This is a genomic window from Breoghania sp. L-A4, from assembly GCF_003432385.1.
Taxonomy (GTDB): Bacteria; Pseudomonadota; Alphaproteobacteria; order Rhizobiales; family Stappiaceae; genus Breoghania.
Map to the genome: position 1 here is coordinate 2,444,730 of NZ_CP031841.1, position 13,604 is coordinate 2,458,333.

Genomic DNA, 13,604 nt, shown 5'->3' on the forward strand with positions numbered 1-13,604 from the left:
AGGGACGGGGTCGAAGAATCCCCGCATCCCCGCCCGCAATCCATCTCCTCGAAAAAGGCCGTGATGAATGAATGCGTCGCTTGAAACCGATAAGCTTGGATTTGGCGCGCAGGGTCGCGCACCTTACGCGGTGCGGCCCGAAAGCGCCCATGGCCGCAACGTGTCCGAGCCGGCAAGCCCCACGCGCACGCCGTATCAGCGCGACCGCGACCGTGTCATCCATTCCACCGCCTTCCGCCGTCTCAAGCACAAGACCCAGGTTTTCGTCTATCACGAGGGCGACCACTTCCGCACCCGGCTGACCCACACCATCGAGGTCGCCCAGATCGCCCGGTCCATCGCCCGCGCCCTGCGGCTCGACGAGGATCTCGCCGAGGCGCTGGCGCTCGCCCACGATCTCGGCCACACGCCCTTCGGCCACGAGGGCGAGGATGTGCTGGACGCCTGCATGGTGGATTTCGGCGGCTTCGACCACAACGCCCAGAGCCTGCGGGTCGTCACGGCGCTGGAACGCCGCTACGCGCAGTTCGACGGCCTCAACCTGTGCTGGGAGACGCTCGAGGGCCTGGTCAAGCACAACGGCCCGCTGACCGATCGCGCCGGCGTCCCGTCGGCCGTTATGCGGGCAAGGGACTGCCGTTTGCCATCCGCGAGGCGGCGCGCGACCACGACCTGATGCTGTGGTCCTGGCCGAGCGCCGAGGCGCAGGCGGCCGCGATCGCCGACGACATCGCCTATGACGCCCATGATCTCGACGACGGCCTGCGAGCCGGTCTGTTCCATCTCGACGATCTCAAGGGCGTGCCGCTGGTCGGCGCGATCCTGGCCGAGGTCGACGGCAAATATCCCGGTCTCGAGGAGCCGCGCCGTATCCATGAGGTGGTGCGCCGGGTGATCACCCGTCTGGTGGAGGATGTGATCGCCGAGGCGGTCGCGCGGCTGGCCCGGCTCGTGCCGCGGACGGTCGATGACATCCGCGAGGCGGGCGAACAGATGGTCGGCTTCTCGCCGGCCATGGCGGAGGCGGAAAAGCAGGTGAAGGCCTATCTCTTCGCCAACATGTACCGCCATGCGGAGGTGCTGAAGGTGCGCGAGCAGGTGGCGCGCGTGATGCGCGATCTCTTCGCCCACTTCAAGGCGCATCCCGACACGTTGCCCGACGAGTGGGCACAGGATCTGGAGGCGGCCACCGAGACGCAATTGAGCCGCCGCGTGTGCGATTATATCGCCGGCATGACCGACCGCTACGCCATGGACGAGCACCGGCGGCTGTTTGACGACACCCCGGATTTGCGCTAGGCGAGCGGCCAATTGATGTTCCGCGAAACGCGGACAAGAGACGCTGGCGCGGCGCCGACAAACTTCGCGCCGGATGAAGGCGTCCAACAGGCCCTGGTGAGTTCATGAACATTTTCGCTGATTTTACCGGCCGCGTCCGGTCTGCCGTCGGTGCGCTGGACCTGACAACGGTCTCCGGCGAGGCGCTTGATCTGTCCCGCGCCGTGGTCGAGCCGCCGCGCGACGCCTCGCACGGCGATCTGGCGACCAACGCGGCGATGGTGCTGGCCAAGCAGGTCGGCATGAAGCCGAGGGATCTGGCGGAGATGATCGCGGACCGGCTGCGCGCCGATGCCGACATCGCCTCGGTCGAGATCGCCGGTCCCGGCTTCATCAACCTGCGTCTCGTGCCGGTCTTCTGGACGAAGGTGGTCGCGGCCATCCTCGGCGAGGGGGCCGACTACGGCCGCAGCACGCAGGGCGCGGCGCTCAAGGCAAATGTGGAATATGTCTCCGCCAACCCCACCGGCCCGATGCACGTCGGTCACTGCCGGGGCGCCGTCTTCGGCGACGCGCTTGCCCGGCTGCTGGCCTATGCCGGCTGGGATGTGACCCGCGAGTACTACATCAATGACGCCGGCTCGCAGATCGAGGTGCTGGCCCGCTCCGTCTTCCTGCGCTACCGCGAGGCCCTCGGCGAGGACATCGGCGAGATCCCCGCGGGGCTGTATCCCGGCGACTATCTCGTGCCGGTCGGTGAGGCCCTGGCCGGGAAATTCGGCGAGACGCTGAAAGCGATGGCCGAGTTCGAGTGGATGGAGATCGTCCGCGATTTCTCCATCGACGCGATGATGGAGCTGATCCGCCAGGATCTGGCGCTGCTCAACGTGCATCACGATGTGTTCTTCTCCGAGCGCATGCTGCACGGCAAGGGCGGCGACATCGAGGAGATGCTGGCCGAGTTTGTCGAGCGCGATCTGGTCTACGAGGGCGTGCTGCCGCCGCCCAAGGGCCAGCTTCCCGACGACTGGGAGGAGCGTGAGCAGACCCTGTTCCGCGCCACGGATTTCGGCGACGACGTCGACCGCCCCTTGAAGAAGTCCGATGGCTCCTACACCTATTTCGCGGCGGATGTGGCGTATTTCCGCTCGAAATTCCGGCGCGGCTTCGACGAGATGATCTTCGTGCTCGGCGCCGATCACGGCGGCTACGTGAAGCGGCTCGAGGCCGTCGGCCGGGCGATCTCCGGCGGCAAGGCCAAGGTCATTGTGCGGCTGTGCCAGCTTGTAAAACTGTTCCGCGGCGGCGAGCCGGTGCGCATGTCCAAGCGCTCGGGCGATTTTATCACCCTGCGCGAGGTGGTGGAGGAAGTGGGCCGCGATCCGGTGCGCTTCATGATGCTCTACCGCAAGAACGACGCGCCGCTGGACTTTGATTTCCAGAAGGTCACCGAACAGTCGAAAGACAATCCTGTCTTTTACGTGCAATATGCTCATGCGCGGTGCGCCTCGGTGTTCCGTCAGGCGGCGCGCGAGCTGCCGGACGCGGATATTTCCGACGAGGCGCTGCGCTGCGCGGATCTTGCGCAACTGACCGATGAAGGGGAACTGGCGTTGATCGCCAAGCTGGCCGAGTGGCCCCGGGTCATCGACACCGCAGCGGAAGCGCATGAACCGCATCGGGTGGCGTTTTATCTTTATGAACTGGCCAGCGCGTTGCATGGGCATTGGAACCGCGGCAAGGATTTGCCCCAATTACGTTTTATTAACGCCAGTGACACAATGTTAACCCTGTCGCGACTGGCGCTCGTTCGCTCTGCCTCGACAGTGCTGGCCTCCGGGCTGGCGGTGTTGGGCGTCGACGCGCCACAGGAAATGCGCTGATCAGCGCGAAGCACGTGTATATTTCCCGGCGTTCTTGAAGGACCTGGTTCTTGAGGGATGTTGATCGGATCGGCCATTGTTCTTCGAGCCCGCGGGTCTTGGGGTTGCCGGGAAATCAAAGGTATAGCGCTTAACTCATGGCCGACAGAAACTCGCCGCCGACCTCTGGGAACCAACGTGAGGATTTGCAGCCGCAAGCGGATGCCAATCCCTATTCGTATGATCATGACGCGGCCGAGGATCCGCTGGTCGAGTTGGCCCGCATTGTCAGCGAGACCGGCCGTGCTCAGCCCGACAGGGGAGCCGCCGCGCCCCATGCGCCGCAAGCCGCGCCAGATGTGCGCGCTCCCGATCCTTACTCCCCCGATCCCTACGCCTCGGATCCTCCGGCGCGGGACCCCTATCTCGCCGACCCTTACGACCCGGACCCCAATACGCCGGATCTCTATGCGTCGGAGCCGCAGCCCGCCGCGCCGCGCGTCCATTTGCCGGACAATTTCGCCGACGGTCTCGAGGCCGAGCTGATGGCCGAATTGCGGCCTTCGTATCAGGAACAGCCGTATTATTCCGAGGAGGCCGCTCATCCGGATGCCGGTCAGCCGCAGGGCTACAATCCCGCCGATGCGGACTATGCGGTGGACCCGGTGCGGTCCGCGTCCGATGCCTCTGTAGATGCGCCGGTTCGCGCGCCGCGCGATGACCGGTCGGGCTTCGGGCAGGGCGGTTTCACGCTTGGCCGCGACACATCGTTTGCCTCGCCCCAGGCGCCACGCGCGGATCCCGCGCCGTTGGATGAGCCCGATTATGGTCAGGGCGATTTGTATGCCGTGACGCCGCCGGCCGGCGAGTATGCGCCCGAACCGGCGTTCGTTCCAGAATCCGCCTTCACCGGCGAGCCCCACCGTGAGCCGTCAGCGCTGCGCGAGCCCGTGTTCACGCACGAGCGGGCTGCTGGGCCGTCGTTGAGCCCGGCTCCGCGAAGCGCACCGGCCCGCGAGCCGTCCTTCGGGCAGGTCCCCGAGGCGCCGCGCGACGATGTCGACGACATGGCCTGGCCCGCCGCCGAGCGGGCCATCTCCAATGCCTCGGGTGACTACTATGCTGATGGCGTGGATCAGGCGGATGCGCCGTCCGACGACAGTTTCGATGACCTTTTCGAGCCGGACTCCGGTTACGCGCCCGGCGTGTCGCCGGAACACGTGCTGCCGCCGCATTCGCAGGCCGAGCGCGAGGTTGCGCCGGCGCGGCGCTCCTCGAGCCGCGGCCTGGTCGTGGTCGGCAGCGTCGTGGCGGTCGTGGCGCTGGGCGCTGGCGGCTTTCTGCTCACCGGATTGTTTGGCGATGACGGCCCGGTCGGCCCGGCGGCGGTGATCACCGCCGATTCCGGCCCCTTCAAGGTTTTCCCGACCGAGCAGTCCGGCGAGGCGGCGTCTCCGAGCAAGGCGATTTATGATCGCGTGGGCGGCGTCGCGGCTCCGCGCCAGGAACAACTGGTCTCGCGTGAGGAAGAGCCGCTCGCGACCGTGCCAACGACCAACGGTTCGCAGCCGCGTCAGGTGACCGGCGAGACCTCGGAGGCCGGTGAGCCAGTGACCGCCAACGGTTTGCCGCGCCGGGTGCGCACCGTCGTGGTGCGGCCCGACGGAACCATCATCAACGCTCCCGACGAGGTGGAAGCGGAATCGAACGTGGTGGCCATCAACCCGCTGCCCGAGACATCGCCGCCCGGCACGTCCGAGCCCGCAGGCGTGTCCACCGAAACGATTGCTCCCGACGGACCGTTCGGCGCCGACACGGCTGATCTGACCACCGGCGACACCACTGACGCGGCAGCCACGGATGGCGCGACGGCGTCCGGCGCCGCGATCGACATTACGCCGCGTCCCAAACCCGAGAGCGTCCAGGCGGCCGCGGCCCCGGCGCAGGACACGCCGCAGCCGGTCCAGAACGACGGCCCGCTGGATCTCTCCGGCGGCAACCAGTCGGCGGCGGTCAGTCCAGCCCCCGCTGCGCAGCCGTCCGCACCGGCGCGGGACGTGTCGGTTCCGGCGGGCGCCTACTTCGTCCAGATTTCGTCGCAGCGCACGCGTGATCAGGCCGAATCCTCCTATGCGTCGATGCAGCGGCGGTATCCGTCCGTGCTCGGCGGCGTATCCTCGGTCATTCAGGAGGCCGATCTCGGCGATCGCGGTGTCTTCTACCGGGTCCGGATCGTCGCTGACAGCCAGAGCGAGGCCAACCAGCTCTGCGAAAGCCTTAAGGCCGCCGGTGGCGATTGTTTCGTGCGCCGCGCGCAATAGGGTCGCGCGTCATCAACAGGCGGGCCGGATTGTCGGCCCGCCGCGAAGACTTCCATTCCAGAAAACGCCGCCTCTCACGTCCGGCCGGAACACGCCATGACCTCAAAAGCCTTCATCACCGGCTGCGCGGGCGCGGTCCTGACATCTGACGAGCGGGCCTTCATCCGCGATGAACGCCCCTGGGGGCTGATTCTCTTCGCCCGCAACTGCATGGAGCCCGCCCAGATCCGCGACCTGGTGGCGGCGTATCGCGCCTGTGTGGGCCGGGGCGACGCGCCGGTTCTGATCGATCAGGAGGGTGGCCGGATCCAGCGCCTGAAACCGCCGCACTGGCCGGCCTATCCGCCGGGCCGGAGCTACGGCGAGCTCTTCTCGCGGGATCCGGCGCGCGGCAGACGCGCGGCCTGGCTCGGCGCGCGGCTGATCGCGGCGGATCTCGCTGCACTCGGAATCAACAGCGACTGTCTGCCGCTGCTCGACGTTCCGGTGCCCGGAGCGCATGATATCATCGGCGATCGCGCCTACGGCGAGGATGTGGATACGGTCAGCACGCTGGCGCGCGAATGCGCCGACGGTCTTCTGGCGGGCGGCGTGCTGCCGGTTGGCAAGCACATTCCTGGCCATGGCCGGGCGCATGTGGACAGCCACCTGGAGCTGCCGGTGGTCGACACGCCGGAAGCGGAGCTCGACCGCAGCGATTTCGAGCCGTTCCGCCGCCTGGCGGACCTTCCCCTGGCGATGACCGCGCATGTGATCTACGAATCCCTGGATGCGGCCAACCCGCGACCTGTTCGCGCGAAGTCATTGCGCGGATCATTCGCGGCGCGATAGGCTTCGACGGCTGTCTGATGAGCGACGACGTGTCCATGAAGGCGCTGCATGGCAGTATGGAGGCGCGGGTGGCGGCCTTGTTCGAGGCAGGATGCGATCTCGCGCTGCACTGCAATGGCGATTTTGACGAAATGTGCGCTGTGGCCGCCGGATCGCCGGTGCTCGCCGGCGAGGCCCTGAGGCGCGCGGACGTCGCCCTTGGCGCACTGGCGCCGGCGCAGCCGCTGGACGAGCCCGCGGCGCGCGAGGAATTCGCTGAGCTGATGGCGGCGGTCGCATAAGACGGCCGCGGAACATGGACTGATCCCGGATACGCTACGGGGATCGAGCGAGGAGAGACCCGGCGATGGCTGGCGATGACGGGCGGTCGATGGAGGATCTGCTGTCTTCGGCGCAGTCGCGCGACCGGGAGGCCGAAGGTCCGGCGCTGGTCGTAGATGTCGACGGCTATGAGGGACCTCTGGACCTGCTCTTGACGCTTGCGCGCAACCAGAAGGTCGATCTGGCGAAGATTTCCATTCTGGCGCTCGCCGAGCAGTATCTCGCCTTCGTGCATGAGGCGCGCAAGCTGCGGCTCGAACTGGCCGCCGACTATCTGGTCATGGCGGCGTGGCTGGCCTATCTGAAATCGCGGCTGCTGCTGCCCGCCCAGAAGGACGACGACGAGCCCAGCGGCGAGGAGCTTGCCGCGGCGCTCGCCTTCCGCCTGCGGCGTCTGGAGGCGATGCGCGAGGTCGCGGCGAAGATCATGAACCGCAACCGGCTGGGCCGGGACATTTTCGCCCGCGGGCATCCCGAAACCGCTTCCATCGTCAAGAAGAGCGAATGGGACGCGACGATCTACGACCTTTTGACGGCCTACGCCGCGCAGCGTCAGCGCCGCTCGGTAACCTCGGTGCGGGTGCAAAGGCGCACCGTCTGGGCGCTGCAGGACGCCCGTGCGCTTCTCACCCGCCTCATCGGCGTCACCACCGACTGGACGCCGATCGACTCGTTTCTTATGGAGTATCTCGTGGTCCCCGAGGAACGCACGACAGTCATGGCGAGTTCGTTTTCCGCGAGCCTGGAGCTGGTGAAGGAAGGCATGATCGAGATCCGCCAGTCCGGTTCCTTCTCGCCGCTCTACGTGCGCACGCGCGACAGCGCCTCGCGCGCGGGACGCGACACCGAAACCGGATCGCACAGGGAACCGGCCCGCGGCACAGGGGATACCAGCGTCAATGACTGAGAACGGCGAGCATTTGGGCGCCGCGGCCGGCGAGACGCGGGACAATGTGACCAGCCTGTCGCCCTCGCATCACCGCTTCGAGCTGCGCATGCTGGAGGCGCTTCTGTTCGCCTCCGCGGAACCCCTGGGCGACAAGGAACTGGCCGAGCGCATGCCCGAGAACGTCGATGTGGCTGCGCTCGTCGGCGAACTGCAGGCGGCTTACGCCGGGCGTGGCGTCAATCTGGTCCGCGTCGCGGGAAAATGGGCGTTCCGAACGGCCGACGATCTGTCGTTTCTGCTCCAGCGCGAGGCGATCGAGCAGAAGAAGCTCTCGCGCGCCGCGCTTGAAACCCTCGCCATCATCGCCTACCACCAGCCCGTCACCCGCGCGGAGATTGAAGACGTGCGCGGAGTCTCCATATCCAAGGGAACGCTGGATGTGCTGCTGGAGACCGGCTGGGTGCGCCTGCGCGGCCGCCGCCGCACTCCCGGAAGGCCAATCACCTACGGCACGTCGGACGCGTTTCTGGAACATTTCGCGCTCGATGCCATCGGCGACCTGCCGGGTCTGGAAGAGCTGCGCGGGGCCGGGCTTCTTGACAGCGCGGTGCCGGTGAACTTTCTGGTGCCGCAGCCGAACGACGATCCGGATCTGGCCGAGGACGAGGATCCGCTGACCGATCAGGACATGTTCGATGCGGGCATTCTCACTGGTGACGACGACGACCGGGATTAGCCCCGGATGATTTCGAGACGCTGCGACGGTTTCCGCGACGCGCAACCAAGAGAAAACCCTTTGAAAGACCGATCGCTGTGAATGTGAACGCAAAGGCCGATCCCACGCACTGGGGCCGGCGCGGCACGGCCGCGGCCACCATTGCCGCGCGGCTGTCGTTCTCCGGCATCTGCCACGACTACGACGGCCAGCCGTCGGTGCGCGATATCTCCATCGATGTCGATCCGGGCGAGGTGCTGTGCCTGCTGGGGCATTCGGGCTGCGGCAAGACGACCCTGCTGCGCATCGCCGCCGGTGTGGAGCGGCAGACATCCGGCCTGGTGATGATCAACGGCCGCGAGGTCGCCGGTCCCAACACGTTTCTGGCGCCGGAAAGGCGCGGCGTCGGCCTGATGTTCCAGGATTACGCGCTGTTTCCGCATCTGACGATCCTGCAGAACGTCTGTTTCGGCCTGACCGGCCTGCCGCGCGCGGAGGCCGAGCGTGAAGGCCTGAGCGCGCTCGCCCGCGTCGGGCTGGAGGCCTATGCCGCCGACTATCCCCATTCGCTTTCGGGCGGCGAGCAGCAGCGCGTGGCCCTGGCCCGCGCCATCGCGCCGCGTCCGGCCGTGGTGCTGATGGACGAGCCGTTCTCCGGCCTCGACCGGCGGCTGCGCGACAATGTGCGCGACGAGACGCTGGCGGTGCTGCGCGAGACCCGCGCCACCTGCATCGTGGTCACCCACGATCCGGAGGAGGCCATGCGCATGGGCGACCGCATCGCCTTGATGCGCGCCGGCCGGCTGGTGCAGATCGGTCCGGCGGATACGCTCTATGACAATCCTGTCGACGTATTCGCCGCGCGCTTCTTCTCCGAACTCAACGAGGTGAGCGGCGTCGCCCGGGGCGGGCGAGCCGAAACGCCGGTCGGCATCTTCGACTGCGAGGGCGTCGCTGACGGCGTCGATGTTGACATCTGCCTGCGGCCCCAGGGAATTGAGGTGATGGCGGACAGCGGCGCGCAAGCGGATGACGCGGCGTTGCAGGGACGGGTCACGCGCACCCGGTTTCTGGGTGAGGTGGACCTGCTGGACATCGCGGTTTCCGGTCTCGATCTGCCGCTCAAGGCGCGGGTGCGCGAGCGCGGGCGGTTTCGTGTCGGCGACGATGTCACGCTGGCCTTCGATCCGACAGATATTCTCGTCTTTCCGCGCGCGGACGGGCTGAAACCGGTTGCGGCGGGGGACGGGACGGCTTAAGTGCAGTGGTATGCGGGTCGGGAACGCCGCTGCGCAAGCGCGATCCTGAACGACAACGGACTTATCGGGAGTGGTCCACATGGGTTTGAGTATCTGGCAAATTCTGATCATCGCGGTTGTGGTGGTCCTGCTTTTCGGTCGCGGCAAGATCTCCGAGCTGATGGGCGATGTCGCCAAGGGCATCAAGAGCTTCAAGAAGGGCATGGCCGAAGACGAAACGGACGTGGCCGACACGAGCAAGACCATCGAGCATACGGACGCTCAAACCGTCTCCGCCAAAAAGGCGGAAGACCAGTCCAAGGCAGGCTGAACCAGGCACGGGCGGCGCGCCGCCCCTGAGGTTCGTCAAACAGGCGGCTGTTGATGTTCGATATCGGCTGGACGGAGCTGTTGGTGGTCGCCACGGTGGCAATTGTCGTGGTGGGACCCAAGGATCTGCCGCGCATGCTGCGGACCTTCGGGCAGACGGTGGGGAAACTGCGGCGTATGGCCGGAGAGTTCCAGTCCACCTTCAACGACGCTATTCGCGATGTTGAGAAACAGGCGGATATCGACGAGATGCGCAAGGCCGCCGACAAGGCCGCCAACTTCGACCCTCTCGGCGACATCAAGAAATCCTTCGATCCGGTGTCCAAGGCCGCCGCGGACATCAAGAAGGACCTGAGCGAGCCCGCCGTGGTCGGCAAGCCGTCGGCCGCGAAGGTGCCGCCCTCGGCAACCGAAAAGCTCGTGCCGGACAAGGCCGCTGTGGACAAGTCCGCTGCCGGGTCCTCCGCAAGCACGGCCAAACCGGCCGCTGCCGGGTCCTCCGCCTCAAAAAAGTCTGCGTCCGCGACGCCCGCTGCCAGGAAGGCTCCGGCCCACAGGAAGCCCGCGGCGAAGCCGGCCGCCAAGGCGCCGGCCAAGGCCGCCGCCACGAAGAAGACCTCTGCGTCCAAGGCAGCGCCGAAGACCGCCAAGACCAAGGCGGCCAGCACCGCTGAGGGCGCCGGAGACATCAAATCATGAGCGACGACGATATCGAAGCTTCAAAGGCTCCGTTGCTTGAGCATTTGATCGAGCTGCGTCAGAGGCTGATGAAGTCGATCATCGCGATTGCGATCGCCTTTGTGGTGTGTTTCTACTTCGCCTCCGATATCTTCAATATCCTGATCGTTCCCTACGAGCAGGCCGCCGGTTCCGAGCATCCGATTGAGATGATCTACACGGCGCCGCAGGAATTTTTCTTCACGCAGTTGAAGCTGGCGCTGTTTGGCGCGCTGTTCATCGCCTTTCCCGTGATCGCCTCGCAGATCTACATGTTCGCGGCTCCGGGTCTCTACAAGAACGAACGCTCCGCCTTCCTGCCGTATCTCTTCGCGACGCCGGTGTTGTTCGCCTGTGGCGCGGCGCTGGTCTATTTCTTCGTCATGCCCATGGCCATGACGTTCTTCCTGTCGATGGAGCAGGCGGGCGGGGAGGGCATCGCGGCGATCAAGCATTTGCCGCGGGTGTCGGAGTATCTCGGCCTGATCATGATTTTGCTGTTCGCCTTCGGGATGGTGTTCCAGCTGCCGGTGGCGCTGACGCTGCTCGCCCGCGCCGGCATGGTTTCCAGCACGACATTGCGCGAAAAGCGCAAATGGGCGGTGGTGATCACCTTCATCGTCGCTGCGGTCCTGACCCCGCCGGATCCGATCACCCAGATCGGCCTCGCGATCCCGACGCTGCTTCTCTACGAATTTTCCATCTTCGCGGTGGTCTATGTGGAGCGCAAACGCGCGGAAAAAGAGGCCGAGCGCGCCGAGGAGGTTTGATCCTGCGCACGCAATCGGTCATACACGGGCACGTTCACGGGCTTGGTGACCGGTCGCCTCGGCGCGCTGGACGCCCGCCCCTAGCAATTGCCTGACACTAGTCTGCCTGGGTGTGACCGATGTTTGATATCAGATGGATCCGAAGCAATCCGGACGCATTCGACCGCGCGCTGGAAAGCCGTGGCGCGGAGCCGCAGGCCGCGCGCCTGGTGGCGTTCGACGATGCGCGCCGCGCGCATGTCGCCAAGCTGCAGGAAGCCCAGGAGCGCCGCAACGCCGCCTCCAAGGAGATCGGCAAGGCCAAGGGATCGGGTGACAATGACCGCGCCCAGGCGCTGATCGACGAGGTCGCGCAGATCAAGGCCTTCATCCAGAGCGGCGAGGACGAGGAGCGTGCGCTGAGCGCGGCGCTCGACGACGCCATGGCGGCGATCCCCAACATTCCGCTCGACGATGTGCCGGTGGGCAAGGACGAGACCGGCAACGTCTTCTATCGCGCGCATGGCGACAAGCCGGCGCTCGATTTCGAGGCGAAGGAGCATTTCGAGATTTCCGGCCTGCAGGACGGGCTGGACTTCGGGACCGCCGCGAAACTCTCGGGCAGCCGCTTCGTGATCCTGAAGGGTCAGCTTGCTGCGCTCGAGCGCGCGCTCGGCCAGTTCATGATCAACCTGCACACCCGCGAGAACGGCTATCTCGAGGTCTCGCCGCCGCTTCTGGTGCGCGACGAGGCGCTGTTCGGCACCTCGCAACTGCCCAAGTTCTCCGAGGATCTGTTCAAGACCACCGATGGCCGCTGGCTGATTCCGACTGCGGAGGTGCCGCTGACCAATCTCGTGCGCGAGGAGATCCTCGACGAGAAGGTGCTGCCCATGCGGGTCACCGCGTTGACCTACTGCTTCCGCTCGGAGGCCGGCTCCTCGGGACGCGACGTGCGCGGCATGCTGCGCCAGCACCAGTTCCAGAAGTGCGAGCTGGTCTCCATCACCCGGCCCGAGGAATCGGAAGCCGAACTCGAGCGCATGCTCGGCTGCGCGGAAGAGGTGCTCAAGCAGATCGGCCTGCATTACCGCGTCGTGACCCTGTGCACCGGCGACATGGGTTTTGGCGCCCGCAAGACCTACGACATCGAGGTCTGGCTGCCTGGACAGGACGCCTATCGCGAGATTTCGAGCTGCTCGGTCTGTGGTGATTTCCAGGCCCGGCGCATGAATGCCCGCTTCCGTCCGAGGACGAGAAGGGCCTCAAGTTCGTGCACACGCTCAACGGCTCCGGCATCGCTGTCGGCCGCGCGCTGATCGCGGTTGTCGAGAACTACCAGAACGCGGACGGCACGGTCACCGTGCCCGAGGTGCTGCGGCCGCTGATGGGCGGGCTCGCGGTCATCGGCGCGCCGGCGGTCTGACACCATTCGACGGTCGCCACGGGAGACAGCATGCGCATTCTGATCACCAACGACGATGGCATCAACGCGCCGGGTCTTGCGGTTCTTGAACGCATCGCCCGGACGCTGTCGGAGGATGTCTGGGTCGTGGCGCCCGAGACGGACCAGAGCGGCGTGGCGCATGCGCTGTCGCTCAATGATCCGTTGCGGCTGCGCGATCTCGGGCAGAATCGCTTCGCCGTGCGCGGTACGCCGACCGATTGCGTGATCATGGGCGTGCGCGAGATCATGCGCGATGCGCCTGATCTGGTGCTGTCGGGCGTCAATCGCGGCGGCAATCTGGCCGAGGACGTGACCTATTCCGGCACCGTCGCCGGCGCCATCGAGGGCACCATTCTGGGCATCCGCTCGGTGGCCCTGTCGCAGGCCTACGGCTGGGAAACGCGCGACAATCCCAGCTATGAGGCGGCCGAACACCACGCGCCGGCGCTTGTCGAGAAGCTGGTGTCGATGCAGACGCCCGCCGGAACGCTGTTCAACGTCAATTTCCCCGCCCGCGCGCCCGATGCGGTCGGCGGCGTCGAGATCACCGCGCAGGGCAAGCGTAATCCCGATTCGCTCTATATTGATGCCCGCACGGACGGGCGCGGCAATCCCTATTACTGGCTGGCCTTCCAGCGCACCGAGATGGATCCGGCCAAGGGCACGGACCTGCACGCCATCATGAATGGCAACATCTCCGTGACGCCACTGCGGCTCGACATGACGGATCACGAATTCATGCGAAATCTCTCCGATAAGCTTGCATAATGACGTCGGGGCGCGTTGCCGTCCGGCGACATGCCGGCCGGCTCCTGGCGCGCCTTGAACGCCGGGCGCGGGCGTGCCGGCCTTCGGGTAGGGCTCCGGCGCCCTCGGCGTGACGCCTCTCAAACCGCGTGGAGCCGC

General features: G+C 66.3%; 9 protein-coding genes and 3 pseudogenes. All 12 read left to right on the forward strand.

Features of this window, described 5'->3' with window-relative positions; all coding sequences use genetic code 11:
- The first annotated feature begins 67 nt into the window (after nt 1-67).
- Nucleotides 68-1,299, forward strand: a pseudogene (locus D1F64_RS11245) (deoxyguanosinetriphosphate triphosphohydrolase).
- 104 nt (nt 1,300-1,403) lie between these two features.
- Nucleotides 1,404-3,161 (forward strand): arginine--tRNA ligase, encoded by a 1,758-nt coding sequence (argS, locus tag D1F64_RS11250; RefSeq protein WP_117412523.1) that lies wholly within the window; start codon nt 1,404-1,406, stop codon nt 3,159-3,161.
- Nucleotides 3,162-3,346: 185 nt separating this feature from the next.
- On the forward strand, nt 3,347-5,461 hold the full coding sequence (locus D1F64_RS11255; protein ID WP_162901476.1) for an SPOR domain-containing protein: 2,115 nt from the start codon (nt 3,347-3,349) through the stop codon (nt 5,459-5,461).
- 96 nt (nt 5,462-5,557) lie between these two features.
- Nucleotides 5,558-6,573, forward strand: a pseudogene (nagZ, locus tag D1F64_RS11260) (beta-N-acetylhexosaminidase).
- 89 nt (nt 6,574-6,662) lie between these two features.
- Nucleotides 6,663-7,520: a ScpA family protein gene (locus D1F64_RS11265; protein WP_117414556.1), complete on the forward strand. Its 858-nt coding sequence runs from the start codon at nt 6,663-6,665 to the stop codon at nt 7,518-7,520.
- A gap of 88 nt (nt 7,521-7,608) precedes the next feature.
- A complete protein-coding gene (gene scpB, locus D1F64_RS11270; protein WP_248304770.1) occupies nt 7,609-8,238 on the forward strand; it encodes an SMC-Scp complex subunit ScpB in 630 nt (209 codons plus the stop codon).
- Between the two features lie 77 nt (nt 8,239-8,315).
- Nucleotides 8,316-9,476: an ABC transporter ATP-binding protein gene (locus D1F64_RS11275; protein WP_117412526.1), complete on the forward strand. Its 1,161-nt coding sequence runs from the start codon at nt 8,316-8,318 to the stop codon at nt 9,474-9,476.
- Nucleotides 9,477-9,555: 79 nt separating this feature from the next.
- Nucleotides 9,556-9,786, forward strand: a complete 231-nt coding sequence (locus D1F64_RS11280; RefSeq protein WP_117412527.1) for a twin-arginine translocase TatA/TatE family subunit — start codon at nt 9,556-9,558, stop codon at nt 9,784-9,786.
- A gap of 53 nt (nt 9,787-9,839) precedes the next feature.
- Complete coding sequence (gene tatB / locus D1F64_RS11285) at nt 9,840-10,484, forward strand: Sec-independent protein translocase protein TatB (RefSeq protein WP_117412528.1); 645 nt, start codon at nt 9,840-9,842, stop codon at nt 10,482-10,484.
- Entirely contained in the window at nt 10,481-11,272 is a 792-nt protein-coding gene (tatC, locus tag D1F64_RS11290) for a twin-arginine translocase subunit TatC (RefSeq protein WP_117412529.1), read from the forward strand. Before tatB ends, tatC begins: the two co-directional genes overlap by 4 nt.
- 119 nt (nt 11,273-11,391) lie before the next feature.
- Nucleotides 11,392-12,677: pseudogene (gene serS / locus D1F64_RS11295) on the forward strand (serine--tRNA ligase).
- 30 nt (nt 12,678-12,707) lie between these two features.
- Nucleotides 12,708-13,466 carry a 5'/3'-nucleotidase SurE gene (gene surE, locus D1F64_RS11300; protein ID WP_117412530.1) on the forward strand — a complete coding sequence of 253 codons (759 nt, stop codon included), beginning with the start codon at nt 12,708-12,710 and terminating at the stop codon, nt 13,464-13,466.
- Nucleotides 13,467-13,604 lie beyond the last annotated feature (138 nt).